This window comes from Paenibacillus sp. FSL K6-2393 (assembly GCF_038002545.1).
Taxonomy (GTDB): domain Bacteria; phylum Bacillota; class Bacilli; order Paenibacillales; family Paenibacillaceae; genus Paenibacillus.
The window spans coordinates 434,097-460,478 of sequence record NZ_JBBOCU010000002.1; the positions used below are offsets into that span (position 1 = coordinate 434,097).

At 47.1% G+C, this 26,382-nt stretch carries 23 protein-coding genes; 11 read left to right on the forward strand and 12 right to left on the reverse strand.

All coding sequences use genetic code 11. The annotated features are described in order from the left end of the window. The first annotated feature begins 16 nt into the window (after window positions 1-16). From MHI14_RS29145 to MHI14_RS29155, 3 genes are read left to right on the forward strand one after another with little or no spacing between them, the layout of a single operon-like run. Window positions 17-931, forward strand: a complete 915-nt coding sequence (locus MHI14_RS29145; protein WP_133386961.1) for a carbohydrate ABC transporter permease — start codon at window positions 17-19, stop codon at window positions 929-931. Then, a complete protein-coding gene (locus MHI14_RS29150; RefSeq protein ID WP_036616638.1) occupies window positions 915-1,769 on the forward strand; it encodes a carbohydrate ABC transporter permease in 855 nt (284 codons plus the stop codon). The genes MHI14_RS29145 and MHI14_RS29150 overlap by 17 nt, the downstream gene beginning before the upstream one ends. Window positions 1,770-1,810: 41 nt before the next feature. Continuing rightward, the gene (locus MHI14_RS29155; protein WP_341131884.1) at window positions 1,811-3,166 is read left to right on the forward strand and encodes an FAD-dependent oxidoreductase; all 1,356 of its coding nucleotides are present in this window, start codon (window positions 1,811-1,813) and stop codon (window positions 3,164-3,166) included. Between the two features lie 503 nt (window positions 3,167-3,669). Here the strand turns inward: MHI14_RS29155 and MHI14_RS29160 are convergent. The 4 genes from MHI14_RS29160 to MHI14_RS29175 all read right to left on the reverse strand — a co-directional run bounded on the left by MHI14_RS29160 (window position 3,670) and on the right by MHI14_RS29175 (window position 6,967). Further along, on the reverse strand, window positions 3,670-4,320 hold the full coding sequence (locus tag MHI14_RS29160; protein WP_036673117.1) for an amino acid ABC transporter permease: 651 nt from the start codon (window positions 4,318-4,320) through the stop codon (window positions 3,670-3,672). A 224-nt stretch (window positions 4,321-4,544) separates the two neighbouring features. Continuing rightward, window positions 4,545-5,267 (reverse strand): amino acid ABC transporter permease, encoded by a 723-nt coding sequence (locus MHI14_RS29165; protein WP_289390953.1) that lies wholly within the window; start codon window positions 5,265-5,267, stop codon window positions 4,545-4,547. A gap of 101 nt (window positions 5,268-5,368) precedes the next feature. After that, window positions 5,369-6,199, reverse strand: a complete 831-nt coding sequence (locus MHI14_RS29170) for a transporter substrate-binding domain-containing protein (protein WP_017691036.1) — start codon at window positions 6,197-6,199, stop codon at window positions 5,369-5,371. Window positions 6,200-6,238: 39 nt separating this feature from the next. Further along, the gene (locus MHI14_RS29175) at window positions 6,239-6,967 is read right to left on the reverse strand and encodes an amino acid ABC transporter ATP-binding protein (RefSeq protein WP_051449904.1); all 729 of its coding nucleotides are present in this window, start codon (window positions 6,965-6,967) and stop codon (window positions 6,239-6,241) included. Window positions 6,968-7,447: 480 nt separating this feature from the next. On the opposite strand from MHI14_RS29175, the gene MHI14_RS29180 reads away from it, so the two are divergent. After that, window positions 7,448-9,061 carry a glycoside hydrolase family 28 protein gene (locus MHI14_RS29180; RefSeq protein ID WP_341131885.1) on the forward strand — a complete coding sequence of 538 codons (1,614 nt, stop codon included), beginning with the start codon at window positions 7,448-7,450 and terminating at the stop codon, window positions 9,059-9,061. A 153-nt stretch (window positions 9,062-9,214) separates the two neighbouring features. On the opposite strand, the gene MHI14_RS29185 is transcribed toward MHI14_RS29180, so the two are convergent. Continuing rightward, complete coding sequence (locus tag MHI14_RS29185; RefSeq protein WP_017691033.1) at window positions 9,215-10,066, reverse strand: AraC family transcriptional regulator; 852 nt, start codon at window positions 10,064-10,066, stop codon at window positions 9,215-9,217. Between the two features lie 257 nt (window positions 10,067-10,323). Here MHI14_RS29185 and MHI14_RS29190 point away from each other — a divergent pair, with 257 nt between their 5' ends. Further along, a complete protein-coding gene (locus MHI14_RS29190; protein WP_017691032.1) occupies window positions 10,324-10,785 on the forward strand; it encodes a cupin domain-containing protein in 462 nt (153 codons plus the stop codon). 147 nt (window positions 10,786-10,932) lie between these two features. Here the strand turns inward: MHI14_RS29190 and MHI14_RS29195 are convergent, their stop codons facing one another. From MHI14_RS29195 to MHI14_RS29205, 3 genes are all read right to left on the reverse strand, one after another. Continuing rightward, the gene (locus tag MHI14_RS29195; RefSeq protein ID WP_341131886.1) at window positions 10,933-11,787 is read right to left on the reverse strand and encodes a hypothetical protein; all 855 of its coding nucleotides are present in this window, start codon (window positions 11,785-11,787) and stop codon (window positions 10,933-10,935) included. After that, on the reverse strand, window positions 11,784-12,302 hold the full coding sequence (locus MHI14_RS29200; protein WP_091038104.1) for a sigma-70 family RNA polymerase sigma factor: 519 nt from the start codon (window positions 12,300-12,302) through the stop codon (window positions 11,784-11,786). Before MHI14_RS29200 ends, MHI14_RS29195 begins: the two co-directional genes overlap by 4 nt. A 275-nt stretch (window positions 12,303-12,577) precedes the next feature. Then, on the reverse strand, window positions 12,578-13,405 hold the full coding sequence (locus MHI14_RS29205) for an aldo/keto reductase (protein WP_249912974.1): 828 nt from the start codon (window positions 13,403-13,405) through the stop codon (window positions 12,578-12,580). Between the two features lie 332 nt (window positions 13,406-13,737). On the opposite strand from MHI14_RS29205, the gene MHI14_RS29210 reads away from it, so the two are divergent. Beyond that, the gene (locus tag MHI14_RS29210) at window positions 13,738-14,994 is read left to right on the forward strand and encodes a DUF445 domain-containing protein (RefSeq protein WP_339311866.1); all 1,257 of its coding nucleotides are present in this window, start codon (window positions 13,738-13,740) and stop codon (window positions 14,992-14,994) included. A gap of 84 nt (window positions 14,995-15,078) precedes the next feature. On the opposite strand, the gene MHI14_RS29215 is transcribed toward MHI14_RS29210, so the two are convergent. Genes MHI14_RS29215 through MHI14_RS29230 form a run of 4 tightly spaced genes read right to left on the reverse strand, consistent with a single transcriptional unit; the run spans window position 15,079 to window position 17,872 of the window. Beyond that, the gene (locus MHI14_RS29215; protein WP_091038110.1) at window positions 15,079-15,432 is read right to left on the reverse strand and encodes a YxeA family protein; all 354 of its coding nucleotides are present in this window, start codon (window positions 15,430-15,432) and stop codon (window positions 15,079-15,081) included. A gap of 29 nt (window positions 15,433-15,461) precedes the next feature. Then, a complete protein-coding gene (locus tag MHI14_RS29220; protein ID WP_339311869.1) occupies window positions 15,462-16,193 on the reverse strand; it encodes an ABC transporter permease in 732 nt (243 codons plus the stop codon). A gap of 12 nt (window positions 16,194-16,205) precedes the next feature. Next, complete coding sequence (locus tag MHI14_RS29225) at window positions 16,206-16,955, reverse strand: ABC transporter permease (protein WP_091038114.1); 750 nt, start codon at window positions 16,953-16,955, stop codon at window positions 16,206-16,208. Next, window positions 16,955-17,872 (reverse strand): ABC transporter ATP-binding protein, encoded by a 918-nt coding sequence (locus tag MHI14_RS29230; protein WP_341132037.1) that lies wholly within the window; start codon window positions 17,870-17,872, stop codon window positions 16,955-16,957. Before MHI14_RS29230 ends, MHI14_RS29225 begins: the two co-directional genes overlap by 1 nt. A 156-nt stretch (window positions 17,873-18,028) precedes the next feature. Between MHI14_RS29230 and MHI14_RS29235 the strand changes: the two genes are divergently transcribed. From MHI14_RS29235 to MHI14_RS29255, 5 genes are all read left to right on the forward strand, one after another. Continuing rightward, window positions 18,029-18,742 carry a response regulator transcription factor gene (locus MHI14_RS29235; protein WP_074093207.1) on the forward strand — a complete coding sequence of 238 codons (714 nt, stop codon included), beginning with the start codon at window positions 18,029-18,031 and terminating at the stop codon, window positions 18,740-18,742. After that, on the forward strand, window positions 18,742-20,124 hold the full coding sequence (locus MHI14_RS29240) for a sensor histidine kinase (protein ID WP_341131887.1): 1,383 nt from the start codon (window positions 18,742-18,744) through the stop codon (window positions 20,122-20,124). The genes MHI14_RS29235 and MHI14_RS29240 overlap by 1 nt, the downstream gene beginning before the upstream one ends. Window positions 20,125-20,401: 277 nt before the next feature. Further along, a complete protein-coding gene (locus MHI14_RS29245) occupies window positions 20,402-20,584 on the forward strand; it encodes a type A2 lanthipeptide (protein ID WP_074093209.1) in 183 nt (60 codons plus the stop codon). Between the two features lie 104 nt (window positions 20,585-20,688). Then, window positions 20,689-24,036: a type 2 lanthipeptide synthetase LanM family protein gene (locus tag MHI14_RS29250; protein ID WP_341131888.1), complete on the forward strand. Its 3,348-nt coding sequence runs from the start codon at window positions 20,689-20,691 to the stop codon at window positions 24,034-24,036. Then, on the forward strand, window positions 24,029-26,248 hold the full coding sequence (locus tag MHI14_RS29255) for a peptidase domain-containing ABC transporter (RefSeq protein WP_341131889.1): 2,220 nt from the start codon (window positions 24,029-24,031) through the stop codon (window positions 26,246-26,248). The genes MHI14_RS29250 and MHI14_RS29255 overlap by 8 nt, the downstream gene beginning before the upstream one ends. Window positions 26,249-26,382: the final 134 nt, after the last annotated feature.

Genomic DNA, 26,382 nt, shown 5'->3' on the forward strand with positions numbered 1-26,382 from the left:
TAAAGGAGGGCTGATTGTGACCCATTCACGCAAGCGCAAAAGAGGGGGGCCGCTCGCCAGAGAGGCCCAGATCGCGGGGTGGCTTTTTGTATCGCCGATGGTGCTTGGGTTTACCCTGCTGCTGTTATTTCCCATGGGTCTCGCGTTATACATGAGTCTAACCGATTGGCCGCTGCTGGGGGATCATCATTTTATTGGAATGGATAATTACCGGAATATTATGACAGACGCCATGTTCTGGAAAGTGCTCGCCAATACGGTTTATTTCACAGTGGGGCTGGTACCGCTTAATATTGTGCTCGCCCTGCTGCTCGCGTTGCTGCTATCTAGAAATCTGCGGGGCATCGGAATTTTCCGGACAGCAATCTTTGTTCCGGTCATGACCTCGTTGATCGTGTGGGCCATCGTGTGGAAGCTGATGTATGCAACAGAGTCAGGATTGATTAATCAGCTTCTGTTGATGGCCGGCATCAAGGGTCCGGCCTGGCTATACAATGAAGATTTGGCAATGCCGGCGGTGATTGTGACAAGTGTGCTGAAAAATGTAGGTCTGAATATGGTGCTGTTCATTGCAGCCATTCAGCAGGTACCGCGTTCACTGTACGAAGCAGCAACATTAGACGGGGCGGGCAAAAGGGGAACCTTCTTTCACGTCACGCTGCCCATGATCACGCCAACAGTGTTTTTGACAGTGGTCATGACCGTGATTGGTTCACTCAAAGTATTTGGGCAGATCTATGTGATGACCCAAGGCGGGCCGAGCAACAGCACAAAGGTATTGGTTTATTATATCTGGGAAAAAGCATTCAAATTATTTCAGTTTGGCTATGCTTCTGCTCTCGCATATGTGCTGTTCTTTATCGTGCTAATTCTGACGCTGCTGCAATGGCAGCTCCGAAAGAGGTGGGTATTCAATGAAGGCGATGCCTAGTCCTTCGGGGCGCAAGATAGGAAGTACCCTGGGGACGTATTTGTTGCTGACTCTGATTTCCCTCATTATGATTGTGCCATTTATCTGGATGATATCGACATCATTCAAGGAACCCCAGAGCATATTCACCTATCCACCGCAGTGGATACCGGATACTTTCCGATTTCAGAACTATATCGATGTCTTTCGATTGATTCCGTTTCACCGTTTTTATTGGAACAGTATCTACATTTCTGCGTTGGTTGTGCTAGGAACAGTATTTTTTGCTTCCCTCGCCGGTTACGCATTCGCCAAAATTCCGTTTAAAGGACGTAATGTGGTATTTCTCATCCTGCTAAGTGCGATGATGATTCCCCATGAGGTGACGGCGATACCGATGTTTCTGTTCATGCGGCAGCTGGGGTGGATTGATACCCATCTTCCGCTGATATTATTGCCGATCTTTGGCGCGGGTGGTGTGTTTGGCATCTTTGTGATGCGGCAGTTCTTCATTACGGTGCCAACGGAACTGGAAGAAGCGGCGATGATTGACGGCTGCAACCGATTCCGGATATATGCGCGAATTATGCTGCCCATTGCCAAGCCGGGTATGGCTACGCTGACGATCTTTACATTTGTGACGATCTGGAATGAGTTTTTTGATCCGTTGATCTTCATTAACTCGCGTGATCTAATGACGCTGCCGCTTGGATTATCCCTGTTTACAGATGAAGTGGGTACAGCCTGGCAATATCTGATGAGCGCCACCGTCATGGCGACCTTACCACTGTTAATTGTTTTTTTCCTGGCACAACGGCGCTTCATTGAGGGGGTTGCCATGACGGGACTGAAAGAGTAAGCCTTGCAATACGTGCAATAGAACGGAAGGAGGGACAACATATGCGTGAACAGATGAGCATGAAAAAGGAAGAAGCAGATGTCGTTATTGTGGGAGGGGGCCCTGCGGGGATAGCGGCAGCCATTGCGGCTGGACGGCAGGGTATACGAACAGTACTAGTGGAGCGATACGGATTCGTGGGCGGGATGTCAACTGCCGCTATGGTCTATCCCTGGATGACTTTTCATACGGAGCGTGGGGAGCAGGTCATTAAAGGCATTGCGCAGGAGATCGTTGAACGATTACAGGCGCGTGGCGGCTCCCCGGGGCATTTGCGTGATACGGTTGGATTTGTGCATACCGTAACGCCGTACCATCCAGCCATCTTTCAGGTGGTTGCGGCAGAGATGTTGCAGGAGGCCGGCGTCCGGCTGTTATTGCACAGTTTTGTGGATGAAGTGGTCGTTGTAGATGATCGGGTGGAAGCGGTGCGAGTGACAAACAAGTCTGGACGAAAGGAGTTCCAGGCGAACGTATTTGTAGATGCAAGCGGCGATGCAGATCTGGCTTATCTTGCGGGTGCTTCTGTGGCAAAGGGACGAGACGGCGACCATCAGTCGCAGCCGATGACCATGAAATTCCGCATGCGTGGTGTCGATCTTGGACGAGTGAAACAATACATGCTGGAGCACCAGGAGGATTTCTATGTGAAAACCCCCTTTGCTGAACTGCACAGCATTCCATTAACCGGGGTGAGTGGTTTCTACTCCCAGTGGAAAAAAGCAGGTGTGCCGATTAATCGCGACCAGGTATTGTTTTTTACCGGACCGGCAGAAGATGAAGTGCTGATTAATTGTACCCGGGTACAGGGACTTGATGCGACAGATGCCGAGGATCTGACCTCTGCGGAACAGGAAGGCCGGAAGCAGGTGCTGATGATCGCTGAGTTTTTGCAGCGTGATGTGCCTGGCTTCGAACGAGCTTCGATCTCGGCAGTAGCGCCGCAGATTGGCATTCGTGAATCGAGACGAATCATAGGTCATTACGCATTGACCCGGACGGATGTAGTTGCAGGACAAAAGTTTGACGATGTAATTGCCAGAAGTGGTTATCCGATTGATATCCATGACCCTTCGGGTCAAGGTGTGGTGGCTGCCTTTATAGAGGGGGATGGGGCGTATGATATTCCGTATCGCTGTCTGATCTCTAGCAATATCCGCAATCTGCTGGCGGCAGGACGCTGCATCTCTACCACACATGAGGCGCATGCAACGACAAGGCTGACTCCAAGCTGCATGGCTACCGGGGAGGCCGCGGGGACAGCGGCTGCACTAACAGTGAAGATGAAGCTGGACCCGGTGGAACTGCCGATCGAGCTGCTACAGGCGGAATTACGTCGTAAGGGAGCGGCGATCTAGCGGATGAGCTGAGTCTGGGCTAAAATGGGCGAATCGGGCGAATCATTAATAGTGGGAGTGGGTGTTTATTTAATTCGCGGTGGCTTAAGTTTTAACGAACCTGAGACGACTAATGTGGGGCTATAAGCTGAAATGAAAAATGTAACGAATCTCAGTGAAGTTATTTTACTCAAAACTCTGAAATAGGGGGTAAAAGTGGGGGGAATCGGAAGAATAGAGCGTCTACGATTCGTTAGATTAGAAACTATCCCAAAAATAGCTAAATAGGCTTCCCTCAGTTCGTTAGAAATTGGTGGGAAGCTTGTGAATTGATGAGCAAAATTTTAGCCCCAAAGAATCCAATTCCACTGCTAGGTGGGTTTAGAGTCTTTGGGGCGCTCTCATTCTTTTCATCTATTAGGTTCTTTCCTTCATGCCTAATCATATCTGATCAATCACGGGGTCTCGGTTCGTTCATGTTCCTTTATGTGTCGTATTCTTTCATGCCTTATTCTCTCCGATTATCAATTCATCCGTGCCTCAAGTCGCCTTGCGACAATGGACAGCGCGTAGTTGATGACAAAATACAATACGGCTGCGAGCAGCAGGGCCGGGATAATGTAATCGAAACTTTGACCGCCAAGGATCTGCACGTTGTGCATCAGCTCCGGCAGAGAGATGATGATCGCCAGTGAAGTATCCTTCAGGAGTGAGATGAACTGGCTGACCATCGGTGGGGACATGCGACGTAGCGCCTGTGGCATGATGATGCCACCGAGTGTCTGCATGTAGCTGAGGCCCGAGGAGCGGGCAGCTTCCACCTGACCGCGCTCAACGGACTTCAGACCGCTACGGACGATCTCGGCGATCATCGCGCCTTCAAACAGACTCAGTCCAACAACTGTGGACCAGAAGACGGACATTTTAATCCCGAGCTGTGGAAGTACCATGTGAATGAAGAAAATGATGAGCAACAGCGGCAGATTCCGGATCGTATCCACGATCACTGCGACGATCTGTGACAGAACAGGGATACGGGTAAACCGGATCGTACCCAGCACAGTGCCAAGCACAAAGCTGAATATAATGGATAGCCCTGCTACCTGCAGGGTAATCAGGAATCCATGAAGCAGGAAACGAAGGTTGGGCCACGCATAGGCCCCGCTAAAGTCCATATTTTATTAGCCTCCTTCTGTATGCAGGAATGGAATATTGAAGATCAATAGATGGGGCATGGACTGTGTATAAAGCAACTTAAGCACTGTAGCAGTGAATTACAATATGCACTGTGACATGATCACCAATGCCAGCAAAACACAGACGATCCAGTACTCATTTAAACCACATGGACAAGCCAATATATCTCCCTAAAAATCTACGCCAGGTACAAGTCGATCTGTTACATGGTAACCTGACCTGCCGGTTTGTTCTTTTTCGGTTTGCCTTTGGTGTTGCGCGCCTCTGCATCGCTCTGTCCAAACCTGCGCTCCATATAATGCACCAGGAAGCTAAGTGGTAGTGTCATTACCAGATAGAACAGCGCAACAATGGTGTACACACTTAGCGGCTGGAACGTATCCGAGTTAACCAAGTCGGCAAAATACATAAGATCCATGCCGGCGACAACGGCAAGAATGGATGAGTTTTTGACCAAATTGATGAACTGGTTGCCGATGGACGGCAGTACAATCTTGATGGCCTGGGGCAGAATGATCAGGTTCATGGCCTGTACATAGGACAAGCCGGAAGACCTTGCTGCTTCCAGTTGTCCACGCGGCACTGTCTGAATGCCCGCTCGGATCGCTTCGGCAATGAAAGCGGCGGTGTAGATGGTCAGACCCAGAGTACCGGAGACAAACCCATCCAGCGAGATGCCTAGTGCAGGCAGTCCAAGATAGAAGAAAAACACAACCAACAGCAATGGGATGTTTCGGATAAATTCCACAAAAGCCGTGCCAATCCAGTTCAGCGGTTTCACAGGGGATATCCGAAAGATAGCCAGGATTGCGCCAAGGATAAAGCTGCCAATGAGAGCCATAATGCTCACTTGAATCGTATTCAGGAACCCTTCCAGAAAACGATCCGAGTGTCGCATTAGTACGCTGAAATCCAATGTGCCCATATAGGCGAAGCCTCCGTTCTCCAGATGTAGAAACGGCGATTACGTCTGCTCATGCTTCGCATCCAGCAGACGAATTCGCCGCTTACCTATCTTAATTCGGGTTACTCGGGCTTGGAGCCCAGCCATTTCTCATGTAAAGTGTCATATTCCCCGCTGTCTTTCATGCTTTTGAGCAGCGTGTTGACTTCCTCCACGAAGGCAGTGTCGCCTTTGCGAATGGCCATACCATAAGGTTCGCTTGTGAAATTGCCACCAACCAATTGGAAGCTGTTATCCGTCTGTTGCATGCCGATGAGGATGATGTTATCTGTGGTCAGCGCTTCGCCTTTACCTGCTTTGAGAGCAGTGAATGCATCCTGATAGTTATCGAATTCAAGCACCTCAGCATCCGGGGCTTTCTCGCGAATATTCTGAGCGGATGTGGAGCCTTTCACCGCGAGTACTTTCACCCCGCTGAGGCTTTCCAGGCCGGTAATTGCACTGTCGTTTTTCACCAGCAGGGATTGGCCTGCTTCAAAATAAACATCACTGAAATCTACCTGTTCCTTACGCTCATCCGTAATTGTCATTGTGGCGATGATGATGTCGATGTCTCCATTTTGCAGCATGGGAATACGTGTCTTGGAAGTGACCTCTTTCAGTTCAACCTTTGTCTCATCTCCAAGGATCTGTTTGGCGAGTGCCTTGGCGATATCAATATCGAATCCTTCAACGTTGCCACTTGCGGGATCTTTCAAGCCAAACAGCTTCGTATCGTATTTCACACCGGCGATGAGCTTACCGCGTTCCTTAATCCGCTCAATCGTGCCTTTTGCCTCGGCATCGCCACCACCGCTCGCTGAAGGTGTATCTGTACCTGTACTACAACCTGACAATACAAGGGAGAGAATGAGGACAAGCATAAATGATGGCCATTTCAATAATTTCTTCATGAATAAAGACCCCTTTCAAAATGGAATAGTGGATTATTCTCAATGATGAATCAGACGGCTCAGGAATTGCTGTGCTCGTTCTTCTCTGGGGTTGTCAAAAAATTCGGCAGCGTTGGCCTCTTCTACAATTCGGCCTTCGTCCATGAAGATGACCCGGTCCGCAACTTCGCGGGCGAATCCCATCTCATGGGTAACAACGACCATAGTCATGCCATTATGGGCAAGGGAACGCATAACATCGAGGACTTCCCCGATCATCTCGGGATCGAGAGCAGAGGTAGGTTCGTCAAAAAGCATGATTTTGGGCTCCATGGCGAGTCCTCTGGCGATGGCTACCCGTTGTTGCTGTCCACCGGACAACTGGGAGGGATAACTGTCTGCTTTGTCGGCAATGCCCACTCGGGTCAGATACTTCATTGCTGTTGCGGCTGCTTGTTCTTTGGGTTGTTTGCGCACCTTCATGGGTGCAAGGGTAATGTTATCGATGACTTTTTTGTGAGGATAAAGATTGAAGTGTTGAAATACCATGCCGATGTCACGGCGGAAGAGGTTAATGTCCACCTTTTTCTGATGTAGAGGAATCCCACTGACGACAAGTTCACCTTCGGTAATGGTCTCCAGGCGGTTAATACAGCGGAGTAACGTGCTTTTGCCGGAGCCGGAAGGTCCGATAATGACGACGACCTCTCCTTCTTCAATGTGAAGATGGATATCCTTGAGGACATGAAAATGACCGAAATGTTTCTGGACACCCCTAAATTCAATCAAGAGTACACCCCATCCTTTCTGCAACGTCTGTGTGTAAAAGGAATAATAAGGAATAAATTGAAACTAGTTATTTAATCATACATAGTCATCCTGCTTATGGCAATTGGTTTGTGATAAAACATGACATAAGTAATGGGTTTTCTAGGGCTATAGCCAGTAAATGTGTTACATATCTGTCATGTTATTAAATGTCTTGTGACGAATCCTGACAGAAAAATGAATCCATTCTCCTAGTTGTTTACCAACCTTTGGAATAGTTGTATAGAGTATACTGAAAGTGATGTTTGATTTATGACTCTGATTAACAAAACAAATAGCATCAAGTTCCACGTGTACATGGCAAGAAAGCTCAACCCTACACGTCATGCCATTGATATGATGGAGTGAGAGAGCGTCCGTTTGAACGTAAGTAAGGAAAGTAAAAGCGATGTATTGATCCCATAACCATTCCATTACATGTAGAGAGGATGATTCTGCACGATGAATACATATCACTCCCCAATATCGACAGGAGCAAGTGCCCAGTCCGATGTTCGAGCTTATGAAGCCGATTTGCCTGTCATTCCTGCTCAGGATTTTCAGCTTACAGACTATGGAGCTGTTGGAGACGGCGTAACAGATAATACGGAGATGTTCCGACTTGCCATCTCTTCATGTGCTGAAGCAGGAGGTGGAAGAATCGTAATTCCTGCCGGGGTATGGCTCACAGGTCCGATTGTAATGCGCAGCCGTATCGAACTACATGTGGAAGCAGGGGCACTGGTTACGTTTAGCCGAGATTTTGATCAATACCCATTAATTGCATCAAGCTTCGAAGGCTGGCAGGTGGTACGTTGCCAATCCCCGATCGATGGTGATCAACTGGAGGATATTGCGATTACTGGTGAGGGGATATGGGATGGGGGCGGTGAGGCATGGCGTCCGGTAAAACGCTCCAAAATGACCACTTCACAATGGAACCGATTAGTCGCTTCTGGTGGTGTTGTAGAGCAATCCGGTGAAGATGAAGAAATCTGGTGGCCTACCACAGCTGCACTTGAGGGCGGTACTATCGCGAATCGGTTGCATCAGGAGCAGGTACGTGATGTCTCTGCCTATGAAGAAGTCAGAGACTTTTTGCGTCCCAACATGGTCAGCTTGCGCAGATGCAAACGGGTATTGCTGGACGGTCCAACGTTCCAGAACTCGCCTGCATGGAATCTGCACCCCTGGGCATCTGAGCATGTCACCATTCGTAACGTGAGTGTGCGAAATCCGTGGTTTTCTCAGAATGGAGATGGGCTGGACATTGAATCCTGTCGTCATGTAGTGGTGGAGAAGAGTGTATTCGATGTCGGTGATGATGCGATCTGTCTGAAATCAGGCAAGGATGCCGAAGGCCGTGAACTGGGTCTTCCATCGGAGTACATCACCATTCGGGATTGCACGGTGTATCACGGTCATGGCGGGTTTGTAATTGGCAGTGAAATGTCCGGTGGTGTGCGGCATGTGCGTGTGTCGGATTGTACGTTTATCGGCACGGACATTGGACTTCGCTTCAAAAGCGCACGTGGGCGCGGCGGAGTGGTTGAGGACATTCAGATTGAGCGCATATATATGAAAGATATCATTATGGAAGCGATCTCGTTTTCCTTTTTCTATGCAAATCAGGAAGGGTCTGCCCGGGGCAGTGATCTGTCTCAGGAGATTAGCGAAGAGACGCCAGTGTTCCGGGATATTCGAATATCGGATGTGGTCTGTGCCGGTGCCGACACTGCGTTGCTTGTGAGTGGATTGCCGGAACTGCCTTTGGATGGGGTGATCATCCAGCGTTACAACGTGCAAGCTCGCAGTGGTATCCAATGTGCTCATGCAAAACATCTGCATATCGCTGAATTGCAGGCGCAGATCACTGAAGGTCCGCTGGTTCATTTGCACCAGTGCAAAGGGGCAGAGTTAGAGAGCATTCAGGGCAAAGGCGCAGATGGGCGACTTCTGATGGTGACCGGACACGAGTCCGCAGGCATTGTATGTCGTGAAGTCGATGCTGACACAGACGGTCGTCAGATCTCTGTGGGTCCCGAGGTACGAAGTGGTGTGATCATTCGCAGATAAAAAGTATGTAGTAGGGTTAAATACAAGTTGGTCCAATTCAGCCGTAGTGGTGCAGCCATAGATCCAGTAATCGCGATGCCTTTTGATATAAGGAGTACGTAATCTCTGGAGCGAGGCTACCCACTCGGCTTTTATATGAAGTTATCTGATGATCTACCGGTGTTCCTTACGATAGCGCAGCGGTGTTGTACCGGTAACCTGTTTGAATGTTTTGTTAAAATGAGCCGTATGCTCAAATCCTACCTTCTCTGCGATCATCTGGACACGCTCTTGTGTGGACAGCAATCTTCGTTGTGCTTCCCGGACACGAACAACTCGCAAATATTCGCTAAATCGAAACCCGGTAAACCGGCTGAACATTCGGCTCAGATAAGATGGACTGATATAAAAACGATTGGCTGCACCCTCCAGCGTAAGTGGTTCGGTATAGTTTTTATTCACATAAGTGACAATTTCACTGATTTTGTCCTGCATCGGATGCAAGGGACCGGGGCATGACTGCCGAATGTTCTCCTCTACCCGATGAATACGGATCAAAAGTTGAGCAAGCAGACTTCTTACGGCGATCTCATAGTGAGGGCGTCGCTCTTTGCATTCTTGCAGCATCTGCCACAATATACGCTCCATCTCGGGCTGTTCCGCTTCAGGCAGGCGAAGGAGTCTAGAACAATTAAAAGGCAGCAGACCACATATGCCAAGTTCCATCCCCGTTGCAAAAGCAGGCGAAAAACCGATTAGAATTCGTTCGAAGCCGGGAATGCTTCCTTTGGAGGTGGTATGTACATCGTGTGGATTAATCAGAATGAAATCACCCTTGCGGGCGGACAGAATCTGACCATTCATGGAATACACTCGTTCGCCTTCAAGTAAGTAATACAGTTCGTAGAATGGATGAGCGTGAGGTTGTGGCATACCGTTCCCATCATGTCTTCGCATATGTTCAATGGTAAATGAATGTTCACCGATTCGATATTTGGGTCCAATCCGATCCTCTATGAGACTCATGGTACAGCTCCCCTCTGCTTCACGGATTAACAACGATATCCATATCATAACGGAAAATCCATCTTTTTGTAAACGCTATCATTGGAAATGAAATATTCCTTTAATCCTATCGTTAAATACCGAGAGAACGAATCTGGCATGACCCATATGTGCTGTCAAGGTGACAAAACTTGAATGATGTTTTAGAGTAGGGGGAGAGAGGCGAAACTCTGGTTAAGGAGTGTCTCCAATATGATTTGGAAGGAAGGAAACAGGTTATGACGACACATGAATTATCGCCATTGGTTGCTGCGCTCAATATGCAACCTCACGTTGAAGGCGGTTGGTATAAGGAAGAATGGAAGGCATCTTATCAGATTCCACAGTCCGTTCTGCCGGATACATACTCCGGCCCACGATTCTCGGCAAGTTCCACGTATTTCCTGCTGCACGCACATGAAATCTCCGAGTGGCATACGGTTCTGTCCGATGAACTTTGGCTGTGGCACAGCGGCAGTCCGGTTGAACTGAAGCTGGGTGGCAATGGGGAGAACCCGGAGAACGAGGAAGTTCTTGTTCTGGGGATGGATATTGCTGCGGGGCAATCACCCCAGGTGCTCGTTCCTGCCGGCGTATGGCAGACAGCGCGCCCGTTGGGCGATGAGCCTGTACTGGTAACTTGCGTAGTAGCGCCAGGTTTCCACTTTGATGATTTCAAGCTTGTATCCAAAAGCGAATAGGTTTTGATATGTAAAAATCCCGATCCGAGATGCTGAGGGCATCCGAATCGGGATTTTTTTGGATTGAGCGTATTAAGTATGCTGAGGTCTGTACCCAGTTCAGGGATAGATCATTCCCTTTTGAATAAGCATCACTTTTGGCAATGACTAATCACTTGGATTCTCGTTACTCATCCAGCTGTCCACATAAAACTCCTCATGATAATCCGGTTGCTGAGCGAGTTCTTTGAGCTTCTGTTCAGCTTCTTCAGCGGTAAGATATTCTCCAATAACTGCTGTAAACTCACCAGTGGACGTTTTGAGGAAAGAGATGTCCTCATCCGGATAGGATTCTTCAATTATACCCATCGATTCTCCAAAAGGCATTGATTCTGTGCGGAGAGAGTATACCTTCCGAGGTGTGACCGGTTTGCCGTCGGAAGTCAGTTTCACTTCCAGGTATCCAGGGTTCTTGAATTCCGTTACGGCATACTGTACCCCTTCTGTTAAAACAACTACGAATCCGACGGAAGAGTCGTCTAAAATCATGGAACCATAAACATCTTTCACTAAAGGCTGGGTCATGAAGTCGGCTTTGACTTTCTCTATATCCATGTAACGTGCACCGCTAAAAGTAAAGAGGATACGATTCGGTGCTTCTTTGTGTACTACATTATAATGGGGTGCATCATTAGTCTGATCTTGCTCGTCGGTGCTAAAATTGATTTTAAGCGTATTTTCGGTTGCTTCCGATCCCACAGTTACTCCATCGGTAATCTTGCCGCCATCGCCGAATTGAAGTACCTGAACAATCGTTCCGACCACAGGTATTTTGACCATGGCGTTTGCGACAGTAGGAATGTTGACTACGAACAGAAAAGCGGCACATGCTGCCAGAATGGAAGCAGAGCGAATGATACGGGAGGAGCTTTTGCGAGCGGCAGCCTTTTGCTGGGCTTGACGAATAACATCTGTAAGTTGAGCTGGAATTTCAATGTTTTCATAACGTTCTTTACCTGTCATAGATCTCCAACCTCTCCTTCGATTAAATCCATTTTTAATTTGTTGATAATCCGATAGAATTTTGACTTAACGGTATTCTCCGACAGGGAGAGCACTTCAGCCATCTCTCGAAAAGGCAGATTCCCAAAGAATTTTAATATAATATAGGCTCTTTCCTCGGGGATAAGCCGATCCAGTGCATCATACAGATCCATTTTCTCTTCCACGGATGCCCCTCGCTCTGGAGCCACAAACTCCTGCACATGATCCTCCATATAGGTCACTCGCTGGTTGCGTCGTATATGATCTATCGCTGTGTTAATCACAATTCGTGACATCCAGGAATCAAAATAAGTCATGGACTCCATCTTTCCATAAGCGACGTACCCTTTATAGACCGCTTCGGATACGATATCCAGCGCTTCTTGTTCATTTTTAACATAGCAGTATGCCAGTCGATACAATTTATTTTGAATCACTGTTATTTTTTCGCTGAACTGTTCTTCTTTTGTTTTTCTATGGTTCAGTCTAACCACTCCTGATCCCCCCTGATAAACCTAAATATTCAAGTCACCGCTCGTTCCAGGCCTGGATTCTATATAAGTGCTTGAGTTCGCTTGACACTCGTTAGACTGATGAGGAGACGAAATAGTTCTAAACGGTCAAAAAAACTTTTTTTCTTTCGGCCCTGAATAGGATAACGAACCTCGCCTTCATTCTTAACAACGAATAGTTGGCCTATAACATCACATACCAAAACACCCGCTCTTCTAAGATCGAAGGCGGGTGTAATCGAATTAATCTGCTTATATTAGAAGTTAAAGTTGTCTGGATCAGAACCAAAGCGTTTGTTCTCGTTCAGGCCGTTAATCTGCTCTAATTCTTCCGAAGTTAACTCAAAATCGTAGAGATCGGCATTCGCGCGAATACGCTCAGGCGTGACGGATTTCGGTATGGTCACGATGCCGTTCTGCAGATCCCAGCGCAGAATCACTTGTGCGGGGGACTTGCTGTATTTGGCGGCAATATCCTTCAGCAACGGATGATCCATCAGATGACCTTGTCCGAGTGGAGACCAGGCTTCGATCTGAATCTGATGTTTGTTGCAGTACTCACGAAGCTCTGACTGAATCAGTAGTGGGTGAAGTTCCACCTGATTAACTGCTGGTTTGATCGTGGCATCGATCATCAAGTCTTCCAGATGGTGAATCTGGAAGTTGCTCACACCGATCGCCCGGATTCGTCCTTCTTTATGGAGTTTCTCCAGCGCTCGCCATGTATCTTTGTACTTGCCCTTAACCGGCCAGTGGATGAGATAGAGATCCAGATACTCCAGTTCGAGTCGTTCCATACTGGCTTCAAAGGCAGCTAGCGTGGATTCATATCCCTGATCGCTATTCCATACTTTAGTGGTAATGAACAGATCCTCACGAGCTACTCCAGATTCACGAATACCCTGAGCGACACCTGTTTCGTTGTTATACGCTTTGGCAGTGTCGATGCTGCGATAACCGGCTTGAATGGCTGTTTTGACAGCATGAACGACTTCGTCTCCGTCTTTAACTTTGAATACCCCAAAACCCAGCCATGGCATTTTGACTCCGTTATAGAGCGTGGTTGTGTCCTGCACGTGTTTCATGGTCCGAAACTCCTCCTCTTATTGATTCATTGTTCCACTATGTAATTACCCTGCTGTTCAGCAGCCAATCGATATCGAAGGGCCGTCTTGAATGATTATACTAAAAATTTCCTTATATTAAAAAAAGCACGACCCATCTTGCGGAATAGACGCTGCTATTATCCTTTTTCTTCAACCAGAGGTTTGGTTTTGACGCTTGTGGGTGATAAGATGAAGTATACGAAATATGGAAGTTAAGACTTCGCTAGTGGAGAGTTTACATAAGAAACGAAGAAGTGCGGGATCGGGTACAGTCCAGACCGTACGATTAACGATAAAGGAGCAAGAATACAATGGCTAAACCTAAACAAACAAAAAAAGCAGCTGCCTGGTCTCTCGTAGTAATGGGAGCGGGATTTGCTGCATCCTTGCCGTTCCAGGGCGTTCCTGTGGGCAAGTTGCTGGTAGGATCATTTGAAGCGGGACTCGTGGGTGGACTTGCGGACTGGTTCGCAGTTACCGCACTATTCCGTCACCCGCTCGGCATTCCAATTCCTCATACGGCATTGCTGCCGAAAAATCGTGATAAAATGACGGAAGGTCTGGTCTCCGCAGTAGAGAATAACTTACTCAACAAAGACAGCATTACCGAGAAAATTGCAGATTTCAAAGCAGCAGAGACGGTGCTCGATACGTTGACACGTGAGCTTCACAGTGACGGGATCAAGATCATGATTGATACGCTCTGCAAACGAATTCTGGCTGGTCTGCCTTTAGAGCAGATTGCTCCGCTCGTAGCACGTGAGATCAAGTCACAAGCGGGCGCCTTTGATCTGGGTCCGATTCTGGAACGAGCTGCCCACCAGATGACAGAGCGGGGTTACGACGCCAAAGCGCTGGACTACGGACTGAAGCAAGCCGAGGAGTGGCTAGTTAAGCCCGAGACGATTATGTTTTTAGGTGAAAGCGGCATGAAAGCCATCAGTGGCATTCAGATGAACGGATTGATGCAGTTTGCGATGAATGCATTCCTTGGTTATATGAACGAGGAGCGTCTGGGTGGCATTTTACAAGGATATCTCTTCGATCGGGTAGAGGATATGAAACGTGAAGGCAGCGCTCTAAGGTACAAGGTGCTTGATATGGTACGTACCCAGACGGTGCGTCTGGCAATGAGCGAGGCTATGCAAGATGGAATCAACAGCTGGAAGAACAATATGCTGGAGGGCTGGAACGCAGAGGAAACGGTGCTGAACAAACTCACCGAACTGAGAGACAAGGCGCTCGCCGCGATGGAAGATGGACAGTATGTAGATACGTATGCACTGCCTGCCATTGAGCGGGTATTGGTTGATCTGCGGACAGATGAAGAGTTGATGACAGGCATGAATGCCAAGATCGTAAATGGCGTCACAACACTGCTGGAGAAAAACCATTCCAAAATCGGTAAACTGGTACGCGAAAATGTGGACAAAATGGACAATGCCACTTTGGTTTCGATGATTGAGGATAAGGTTGGACAGGATCTGCAATGGATTCGGATCAACGGAGCGGTTACCGGATTTGTTATCGGGATTGCGCTGACTGCGCTGCAGATGGCATTGGCATAACCTAAAAGAGCCACCCTTGAAGTAATGGGCAAGGCTCTTTTTGTTATGCAAATATCAATGGAGATATAGAGACGCATCTTTTTTCTATTTAGAGGTTAACTGCTTGGCTTGCCCTGGCAGATCGTCCGCTGTGACCTCTTCCCAGTGTGTAACACCACGCAGCGTGGATACATATAGTTTCAGATAGGCCCCATTTTTGAGTAGCTTACTGGTAGAGAAGCTGAGTGTTTTGGATTTTCCTTCGTCTGTATAGCCGATCAGTTCATAAGCATATCTGCCATTGTCATCCTTGTTGACTGTAGTCTGATTCACAATGGTATAGTAGGTTGTTTTGCCGGCAGGGTTATCGGGAGTCAATTTAGCAGGGTCCATGAAGAAGAGCCACAGGCAAGTTAGAATAACAAGTACCAATGCGAGAATGGTGAATGCTTTTTTCATGTTCTTGTCCTCCTTTGATCTCGGTAAATTTAGGACGATGCGATGTCTTTATATTTCAGGCGGCGGATCGACCAGGTAGCAAACAGAAGGATAAAGAGACTGTTCATGAACAGAAAGACGATATTCTCTGAGGATGTCAGTCCCTTTTGACTCAGAACGCCCATGCCTATAGTTAACAAGGAGTAGGGGAATAACATGCCGATTTTCAGCACATACATGCCTAGTCCCAGAAAGACTGCACAAAGGCTGATGCCAATTGGCGTGGCAAAGCTTCTTATCCGGATCGACAACCCTAGTTGCAGTGCAGCAATAGAGATAGAAGCAAACCATCCTCGCATGCTCCATACGACGGTCTCCATCGGGAACGGACCTGGAATGACGAACAGTTGGCCTGCTACCCAGTACATGAGCATGAAGAAGGTTTGGGCCGAGAAGATCAATATGCCAACAATGACCAACTTGGCAACAAATAGGCTGGTGACTGACACTGGAGAAGCCAGAATCATATTCCAGTTGCGATTGCTGTGTTCCAGGCGGCATACAAAGGCACAACAGATAGCGATCAGGATAGGTAGAAAGAATTCCCCGTAAAATAAACTGACCTGTGTCCACAGGCTGTACCACCCGTTTTGTAAAGCCGCTTGATTGAAATAAAAGTTAAAGCATCCGATAAGCAGGCTGATAATAGGCAGAATGGCCAATACCAGACTGATCCGGGAATGCCGAAGTTTAAGCCATTCGGCGGAAATGCTCCTCAGCATGTGTTTCCCTCCTCAAATCTCTTTTCTTGAAGCATGAATATTCCCTGCAAAATAGAAGATGGCAGCCATCAACAAGGCGGCTAAGAAAAGACCGACAGGCAGCATACCCGATACATAGGTACCCGAAGTTGCGCTGTAAATGTAAGTGACTGGATTCAGATCCATGTAGTAAGACCATATGAAAAGGTGACGTACACCTGCAGGAAACAACCCCGATGTTGTACCAATGAATCCGCCCAGCATACCCAGACATAACGCAAAAGCCTGATTGCGTACCGTAAGAGACAGCCATTGCTGAAGAGCGGTTATCGCGAGTGTAGTTAGTAGTGTGCCTATAACGAACTGCACCAGCAGGGAGAATGGTAGCGGGCCGGAAATGTTTTTGGATAGACCGAAACCGACAATGAACACAGCTTGCGCAAGAATACCATACAGAATCAGACTGTTCGCACATATGTACTTGGCTGTGTAGACATGATTACGTCCGATGTTGGTCGTCATCAGCATCTTCCATGTGTTCCCCTTATGCTCCATGTCACAGATGCGGGACACAACGATAGCCGATATAATGGGCAGGAACAGTCCGTTCATGGAAGCGATGCTGAAGATCAAGGCTTCCCAACTCGCATTGGCTGCACTTCGGGAGATGGAGATGCTCATAGACATGGAGGCCCAGATCATTTCTGCGGCCAGAAAAAGGGATAGCATTACCCAGATCCTTTTGCGGCGGATTTTATAATACTCCAGGGATAGAGCTTTCATTACAGGCTCCGCTCCTTTCCGGTCAAATCCAAGAATATGTCTTCCAGACTTTTCTTGTGTTCCTCGATCCGGATCACGGGGATATCGTGTTCTACCAGCACCTTGTTCATCTGAGAGACTTCCTCGTCACGAAGATAGTTGAACACCAACTGTTTTCCATGAACTGTGGGCATGTAGCCTTGAGTCAAAAGGATTTTCTCTGCCCTTGTCGTGTCTGTTGTCTGAAAACGAATGGTGGTCTTGTTATTGGCTTGAAGGCTCTGCATGGTTCCCTGAAACAGCAGCTTGCCATCACTGATAATCCCGACCGAGGTAGCAATCTGTTCGATCTCGGACAACAGGTGGCTGGATAACAGGACTGTTATGCCATATTGACCCGGAAGGGACTTGATTAATTCCCGGATCTCACCGATTCCGGCCGGATCAAGTCCGTTTGTAGGCTCATCCAGAATAAGCAGGCTTGGGAAGGCAAGCAGGGCCATGGCAATACCGAGTCGTTGCTTCATCCCTAGGGAATACTGATCGGCCTGCTTATGTTTTTGATTTTCGAGCCGGACAATTTTGAGAGCTTCATCAATATTTTTGTTCGGTACGTTCCGCAGTCGCTGCATGACTTTCATATTCTCAAGTCCAGTCAAGTGGCCGTAATAAGATGGGGATTCGATCAGTGAACCTGTCTGATTCAGAATGGAAGGGCGATGTTTATTCAGATCTTTGCCGAACACCTTCACAGTGCCTTCGGTGGGTTTGATCAAACCCAACAGCATTTTTAATGTGGTTGTTTTGCCTGCTCCGTTTGGACCCAGGAAGCCAAAAATCTGTCCCTTCTCAACTGCCAGATTAACCTGGTGTACGCGGTTAGTACCGCCATAAGATTTGGACAGGTTATGCGTTTCCACGATGGGGGAAGAATTTATCATTGATCTCAACTCCATTTCACTAATATCTCAGTTGCTCTAAATATAGATCAGGCTTCTTGCTCGTGGCTGAAGATAACCTTACAATTACCTTAAATGGAAATGGAAAATATCGGATGAATGCCTTTGTGATGTATAATAAAAAGGGTGATATCAATGGAATTATTGAAGAATAAGAAAATATTGATCGTAGATGATGAACCTGAGATACGGGAAATGATTGAACGTTTTTTACGTAAAGAAGGTTTTTTTCGGGTCTATACGGCCGATAACTTCGTGAATGCGTTGGCAGTATGCAGGCTTGAAAAGCCGGATGCAGCAATCCTGGACGTGATGCTTCCAGATGGGGATGGGTTCTCTCTGCTCTCTTCGATCCGGTCATTCTCGGACATGCCTGTTCTGTTTCTGTCGGCACGTGGTGAAGATGAGGATCGATTGCTCGGTCTGGGGCTGGGAGCGGATGATTATATGGTCAAGCCCTTTCTGCCAAGAGAGTTGATTCTCAGGCTGATGGCTATTCTGAAGCGGGTATATGCCTCCAATACGGTGGAGAGATTGCCTGTATTCCGTTTAGGTGAACAAACCATTGATCTGGAGAGTGCTGTTGTGCAGGGGACAGACAGGGAGCTTCCATTGACAGCTAAGGAGCACGCCATACTGATCAAGTTGTATGAGAATCAAGGCCGGATTGTAACCAGCGATGCCCTGTGTCAAGCCGTATGGGGAGACGAGAGTTATGGTTATGAAAATACACTGATGGTGCATGTTCGGCGAATCCGGGAGAAGATTGAGGAAGACCCATCCAAACCGGTATTTTTGCTAACCGTTCGGGGCCTTGGTTACAAACTGATGGCTCAGGAGTCTAGGTGATGGATGGCGTTGTTCGAATTCTAAGAAAGTTTGTAGGATCTACCATTCTGGTATCTGTGGTGCTGTTATTGTTCAATCTAATTCTGCTAGGTTCGCTGATCTTCAAGGAAATTCATGAGGGTCCTTCCCCCGGTGCGGTTGTGAAACAGATGGCCAGTGGTCTGAGTAAGGGCGAGCAGGGGGACTATGCGCTAAACAGCGATGGAATGCAACTGCTGGATACATATCAGGCTTGGGCGATGCTGCTCGATCCCCAGGGCAAGGTACAGTGGAGCGAACGGCTTCCGGCTGAAGTCCCGCGCTCTTATGACGTGACGGATGTTGCGAAGTTCTCGCGATACTATCTTAAGGAATACCCGGTGTACGTATGGGAACGTGAAGATGGATTATTGGTCGTAGGCTACCCTAAGAATACGTACGGAAAATACCAGTTCGACTTTCTGGCAGAGTGGCTCAAGTCATTGCCTATTCGGATCATACTATTGTTGGTGTGTAATGTGGCTCTTGCTCTACTAGTGTCCATACTCATTGGAACGCGAGTGATCCGTAGTATTCGACCGTTAATCCATGGCATTCACGCATTGGCAAAGGAAGAGCCTGTTCACGTCGAAACCAAAGGTATATTTAATGACCTGTCACAAAGCATCAATTCAACATCCCGTATGCTTCAGGACAAGGAAGATGCTCTAAAAGCGAGAGATGAAGCGCGATCCAACTGGATCGCAGGCATTTCTCACGATATACGGACACCCTTGTCCATGATTCTGGGTTACGCGAGTGAGTTGGAGGAGCAATCGGATTTGTCAGCTGAGCACAAACAGCAGGCCTCCATTATTCGTCGCCAGGGTGAACGCCTGCGGTCACTGGTCAGTGATCTAAACCTGGTATCCATGCTGGAGTATGAGATGCAGCCTCTACAGTTGAAGTCGATTCGACTCTCGGTACTAGCAAGGCAGGCTGTGTCGGATTTTTTGAATAATGGACTGGATGAGCGTTATCCAATCTCGCTTCATGTTCAGGACGAGAGTCTTCATGTTATGGGGGATGAACGATTATTGTATCGTGCAGTAACGAATTTGGTACAAAACAGTATCACGCATAACCCGGAGGGGTGTGCAATTGTGCTGGAAACGATGCGTGCAGCAGAGGATGTATGTTGTGAATTTGTGGTGTCAGATGATGGAAAAGGAATTCCAAAAGAGTATCTGGACGATGTGGTGGTTCTCCCCTATGCGGCAGGGCGCGTACGGCCTTCCCGTCAGGGACATGGCTTAGGGCTTCCAATGGTATCAAGGATTGCGCAGGCTCATCGGGGAAAGCTTATTCTTGAGAGTGATAGTGGGGAAGGGCTTAGAGCTGCTTTGCAGTTGCCTGCTACTTAGAAAAACACCTGTCTTGGACAGGTGTTTAAAATTTTGTGCATTTAACAACGAAATAACACAATTTTGTTGTGATTCTAGTAAAAGCGATTTATTTTGTCAAATGGTGGTAAAATCCCGAAAATGGATTTACAAAAACTAGCAAATTATGCTAGAATAAATATATAGAAAATAATTACATAATTTAAATATTTTACAATATCCTGCGGTTGAGTTCAACATTGGTGTTTAGCTTTTTATAAGCTATACATATAAAAAAATTCGAATGGAGGTTTTTTCAATGAAACAATTCAATCTCGAAGCATTGCGAGCAATCGAGGACATCAGTGATGACGAGCTTATGGTCATTACAGGGGCGGTATCTGTAATTGATGCTCAAGCTAGTGGCGGTGTATTTTGTACGGTAAGTCATGAATGTCATTATAATTCGGTTTCACCTTCTTCCTGGCTTACTTGTTGTTAAATTTTACTCTCATCTTCAAGCACATAGCTGATTTCAGTTATGTGCTTGATTTTTTTATGTGAGATTTTGGACACCAAACCATCCAATAGAAGGGGAATGAAATGATGAGCATACAGGAGCGATTACATGACTCCCGCTGGAGTGATGCACTCTACTTAACAGAGAAATACAAACAGTTTGTGCAGCGATATACTGCACAAGTTCCCAACGTTCCGAATGTGGACATGCCTGTAGAGCAAACGGATTCAGGAAGAATGCAGCAATGGCTTGACAAGTTTTTTCAGGACCAGGAGCAATTGTCGAATCGCTTCCAGGCTGAATCCATGAATGTGGATACGGTGCAGGCTATGTTTAATGATGCAGGTTTTATGTACGACTTTGCTGAAATGACTTGGCATCAGGAACTCCGCAGAACATTTCTTGAGAATGAGCATCTGGAGATCGAATACTTTATTGAGGGCGATACGGATGAAATTCCGTTCTTTGAGTTTTCCAAACCCTTTCTGCAACGATCCATTCAGATCATGACCGAAGGCCTGAATGAAGGATATGACTGGTTGGACAAACGGCGTGTTACAGGGCTTGTTCTGAAGACGGTCTCGGATAAAGTTTTCCACATGTCTGCCAAGACACTAATCTATGAGTTAAACAAAGCGAGACTACAAGATGAATTGAGAGGTGAGGATTCCCGGCAGCGGTATCAGCACTTTGTGAGCCAGAACATCCAGTCCAGAGAACAGATTCTCGCCTTACTGCTGGAATATCCTGTTCTTGCCCGAGGACTTGTTGAGCACACTCTTCGGATCAGTCTTAATATGATGCGTGTTCTGGAGCGCCTGACGAGAGATCGTCGTGAACTGGAGTCTTTTTTTGGTTTCGAGCTGGATAAGCTGGAGGATATCGTATTTCTCGGGGATTCGCATAATGGTGGAGCCAGTGTATTGCGGTTAGCGTTTGCGGGAGGGGGCAATGTCATGTACAAACCAAGGAACATGGCCATCGACACCGCTTTTGCCAGACTGTTGCAATGGTTTAACGATCAGCAAACGGGGTTGCCGTTCCGTATTGCCAAATCGCTGGATCGCTCCGAATATGGCTGGCAGCAGTTTATACCCTATGAGGAAGTCACCAGTCTGGAGGCAGCGGAACGTTTTTTTGAACGGCAGGGGCAGTATCTCGCTATTCTGTATGCCGTTAACGCAACGGACATGCATATGGAGAACATCGTTGCCCAAGGTGAGCATCCATTCTTTGTCGATCTGGAATCACTGCTGCACAATCAGCCCTTCAAATATGTGGAGGAGAAGGAATACTATACGGCGCTGGAGAAGACCCTTTCGATATTGAATGACTCCGTGTTAAAAACGAGCATGCTGCCCACGCTGGACTCCAATGCCTTGTATCACAGTGATCTAAGCGGGCTTGCGGGGGACGTAGATCAGGTACTCAACACGTATGAGATTCACGATAAGAATACAGATACCATGAGAATACAAAGAAGCAAAGTAAGTGTGAGTCGGTTCAGTCATTTGCCTTCATATGAACAGACCCCCATCAAACCTGAACGATATATCCAAAGTTTGAAGAAGGGTTTCTATCGTATATACAACGCCATCATGGAGCAAAAGGAGTCGTTTATCTCCATCGTTTGCAATTACTTTTATGGTTGTGCTGTACGAACGATCGTTCGTCCGACTGTTACATATTTTACGCTGATTGAAGCCAGCTCCCATCCCAAATATCTCAGAAACGGGCTGGATAAGAGCTTGTTGTTCGACATGATGTGGATGATTGTACGACAGGATCGTATGCGTGAAAAGCTCGTGAAATATGAATGCTACGATCTATTGCACGGAGACGTACCTATGTTCCAGACCTGTATCGGCCAGGACATGTTGTTTCACCACCACGACAACCAAGCCATTGCCGGCGTATTTTCCTCTGATATTTTAACGCAGACTGCGGATAAAGTGCGGGCAATGAACCCAAAAGACATGGACATGCAGTGGGAATTTACCGAAAGGACACTTCAGACCAAGTATGTGCTGGAACGTTCATTTGCTATGGAGAAGAGTACCGCAAGTGTGCAACCGGCACAGTTGAATGAACTTCGAATACCCATGACAAAAGAAGAATATTTGCATGAAGCCGTAAGGATCGGGGATTACATAAAGGATATTGCCATTATGGGAGATGAAGGTCTTTCGGTGTCATGGATCAGCATGGGTATGGATGCAGACGAGAAGTTAATCTACAAATCTTCGGAATTGGGGTTATATAACGGGGTAACGGGCATTGCCTATTTCTATCTGTATCTGAGTCGGGAGACAGGTGACCACAAATATATGCAGATGGTTCATCTGTGTATTCAGACAGCCTGGGAGATGATCCGCAAAAAAATCGATAAAAACATCTCATTGTTCACTGGCTATGGATCACTTCTCTATTTACTGGTTCATAAAGCCAACGTATGTTCCGAACCGGGGATTAACCCGGATACGCTGGAATTGCTCGATATCCTGGACGATATGATTGATAATGATCAGCAATTGGATGTGATCTCAGGTTGTGCAGGTACATTGATGGCTTGTGTGGACATGTATATGAACTTTCAATCGCAAAAAGCGCTGGACGTGGCTGTTCGATGCGGAGATCGTTTGCTGAAGCTTGCGCAGCCGATGGATCAAGGTATGGCTTGGGTGACGTCAGCGATTAATAAAACGCCACTTAGCGGCATTGCACACGGGAACGCAGGCATCTGTCTGAGTTTGGCCCGTCTATACAGTGCTACAGGCAACAAAGCCTATCTTGAAACCTGTATGGAAGGACTGAAGTATGAGGAAGCCCTCTACAGTCCTGAAGTGAACAATTGGAAAGATCTGCGGTTCACCGATGGCAGCATGCCGGAAGAACATTATGTCATGTACTGGTGTAATGGCGCACCTGGTCTAGGGATCGCCCGTATAGGGTTAGCGCAGCAATTGAGGTCATTAGGAGCTATGGATACAGTTGAGAAGGATATTCGCAGAGCGTTAGCCAAGACGATGGAAGAAGGGTTCACAGAAGTTAGCTATTCGCTCTGCCATGGGGATATGGGCAATCTGGAGTTGTTCCTACTCGCAGCCGAATATTTGCAGGATGAAGAGTTGAAGGAGTACTCAGTTCAGATAGCAAATTACATTGTGACACAGGTGAGACATGATAACCATCATTGGAGATGCGGCATTCCGGGTCGTCAGCAAATCCCAGGACTGATGCTAGGGCTTGCCGGCATTGGATATCAATTGCTCCGACTTTACAATCGTGACCTGCCTTCGGTACTCATGATGGAGGGACCAAAAGGCAAGGAAATAAGGGATATGGCGCAGACATACGCTATGGAAACGGCATCCGCTCAGCAGCAGATGGACACAATGGAACAGTCACCCCATATGGGGCAGCATTATGCCTGAACGGCCTGTATTCCGTCTGCGCGGAAAGAGACAACGCAAAGTCCCTGTCAAACTGCAAATGAATCAATATGATTGTGGCCCTAGTTGCCTACATATGTTACTCGCATATCACGGCTACGAAGCGGATTTCACGGATCTGAAGGAACGTTTTGCAATGCTGGGGAACGGTCGGGATGGCAGTTCCATGCTCAAAATGAAAGAGGTTGCCCAGACCTATCATTTGAAAGGGATAGCTAAAAAAGCGCCTGTTGAATCACTCAACAATGACTTTCTGCCAATCATTTGTTTCTGGGAAGACAGCCATTTTGTCGTGCTTGAGCGGATCAAGACGGGTGGTCAGTTCATTATTGTCGATCCGGCTTTGGGCAGGCTGGTTATCAGTACGCAGGAGTTTGCGGAGAAATATTCAGGTATTTTTTTGCTCGTATATCCGGATGATGGCTTTGTACCTTTGTCCGAGAAAAAGATTAGTAAAGTGGCGTACTTCAAGGATTTGATTCGCAGTAACAAAAAATATTTTGGTTGGACCATTCTACTTGCTCTGGGGTTGCAGTTGGTTTCGGTGGCCTTTCCGTTCCTGATGCAAGTTTCAATTGATGCGGCTACTAGCGGTGAGGGTTACTCGTTATTTCCTGTCCTAATCACCAGCATTGTGCTGTTAACCCTGTTTCAGATCGGCTTCAGTTATATGAAGGATATGTGCATTGTACGGCTTCAGGAATTGCTGGATTCCCAACTGACGACAAACTTTGTCTCACATATGCTCAGACTGCCTTATCAATATTTTGAAATTCGTTCACGTGGGGATCTGATGCTGCGAATTAATAGCAACACAACCATTCGGGAAATTTTGTCCCAGAAGATGATCTCTACGCTGATCAATCTATTTTTAATTGTTGTTACATTCACATATATTATAATCCAGTCCCGTTTGATCGCTTTCACACTGCTTGGTGTAGGGCTGATACAAATTCTTGTTTTTGTATACACACGCAGCAGATTCAAGAAGCTGACACAAACTCAGATTGTCGCCCAAAGTCTGGCTGGATCATTCATGACGGAAGTGTTGGAAGGCATCTCGACCATCAAATCACTAGGGATTGAAGAGCGTACCGCGGAGAAATGGAGAGCGTTGTTCAAGCGTCAACTCGCAACAGTCAAGGAAAAAGCGATTTTTCAGACGAGAGTGAATACCGTGACCAATACGCTGAACTTTATGACTCCGATGCTCATTCTACTGGTGGGATTATATCAGATTATGCAGGGGAATATGACCCTCGGTATGCTCGTTTCATTCCAGTCTCTTGCCGCGCTGTTTCTGGGGCCGTTGAACTCGCTTGCTTTGATGCTCAATGAGTTCGTGATGGCGGATGCGCTACTGGATCGAATCTATGATGTCATTCAAGCCGAGGAAAGTAATAAATTCAAGAAAAAATCAACGCCACCCCTTCATGGCGTGAAGCTAAATGGGGATATTACAATTGATCAGATCAGCTTCAGGTATACGGACTATGGTGAAGATGTGCTTAAAAATATCAATATTGCAATCAAAGCGGGGCAAAGGATCGCTCTGGTTGGCAAATCAGGATCAGGAAAGAGCACCTTGGCAAAATTGCTGGTAGGGCTGTACACGCCGACCCAGGGCAATATCTATTTTGACGGGATGAATGTAGAAGAACTGGAACAGCAGGATATTCGCAGCCAGATCAGTATCGTGCTTCAGGATAACTTTGTTTTTAACAATACTGTTCATGACAACATTAGGCTGCACGCAGCGGATTCAACCCTGGAGGATGTGATGATCGCAGCGAAGCTGGCTGATATTCATGCCGATATTGAGAAGATGCCAATGAAGTATAATACACTGATCTCTGAGGCGGGATCGAACCTGTCTGGAGGGCAGAAGCAACGGGTAGCTCTCGCACGAGCATTGGTGAGCAGACCCAAAGTTCTTCTGTTGGATGAGGCAACCAGTGCTTTGGATACCGTTACAGAGGCGACCATTGCCCATAATCTGAACATGTTGAAATGTACCCAGATTATCATTGCCCACAGGCTAAGTACGATCCGAAGCGCGGACACCATATATGTGCTGGACCAAGGTGAACTCGTTGATGCTGGAACACATGATGAATTGATTGGGCGGTGTAAATCCTACAATGATCTCGTGTGTGAACAACTGGACGAAACCGGGGCCAGACAGTATGGATGAGGCTAGTGAGGATGATGTTCGCGGAAGACAAAAGGCTTTCTTTTCTACACAATATGTGTTGAAAAGGATGCTTTTTTGTTATATATGGAAAGCCGAGAAGCTAAACTGATGCAAGAATTAGGAAAGTGGGTAAT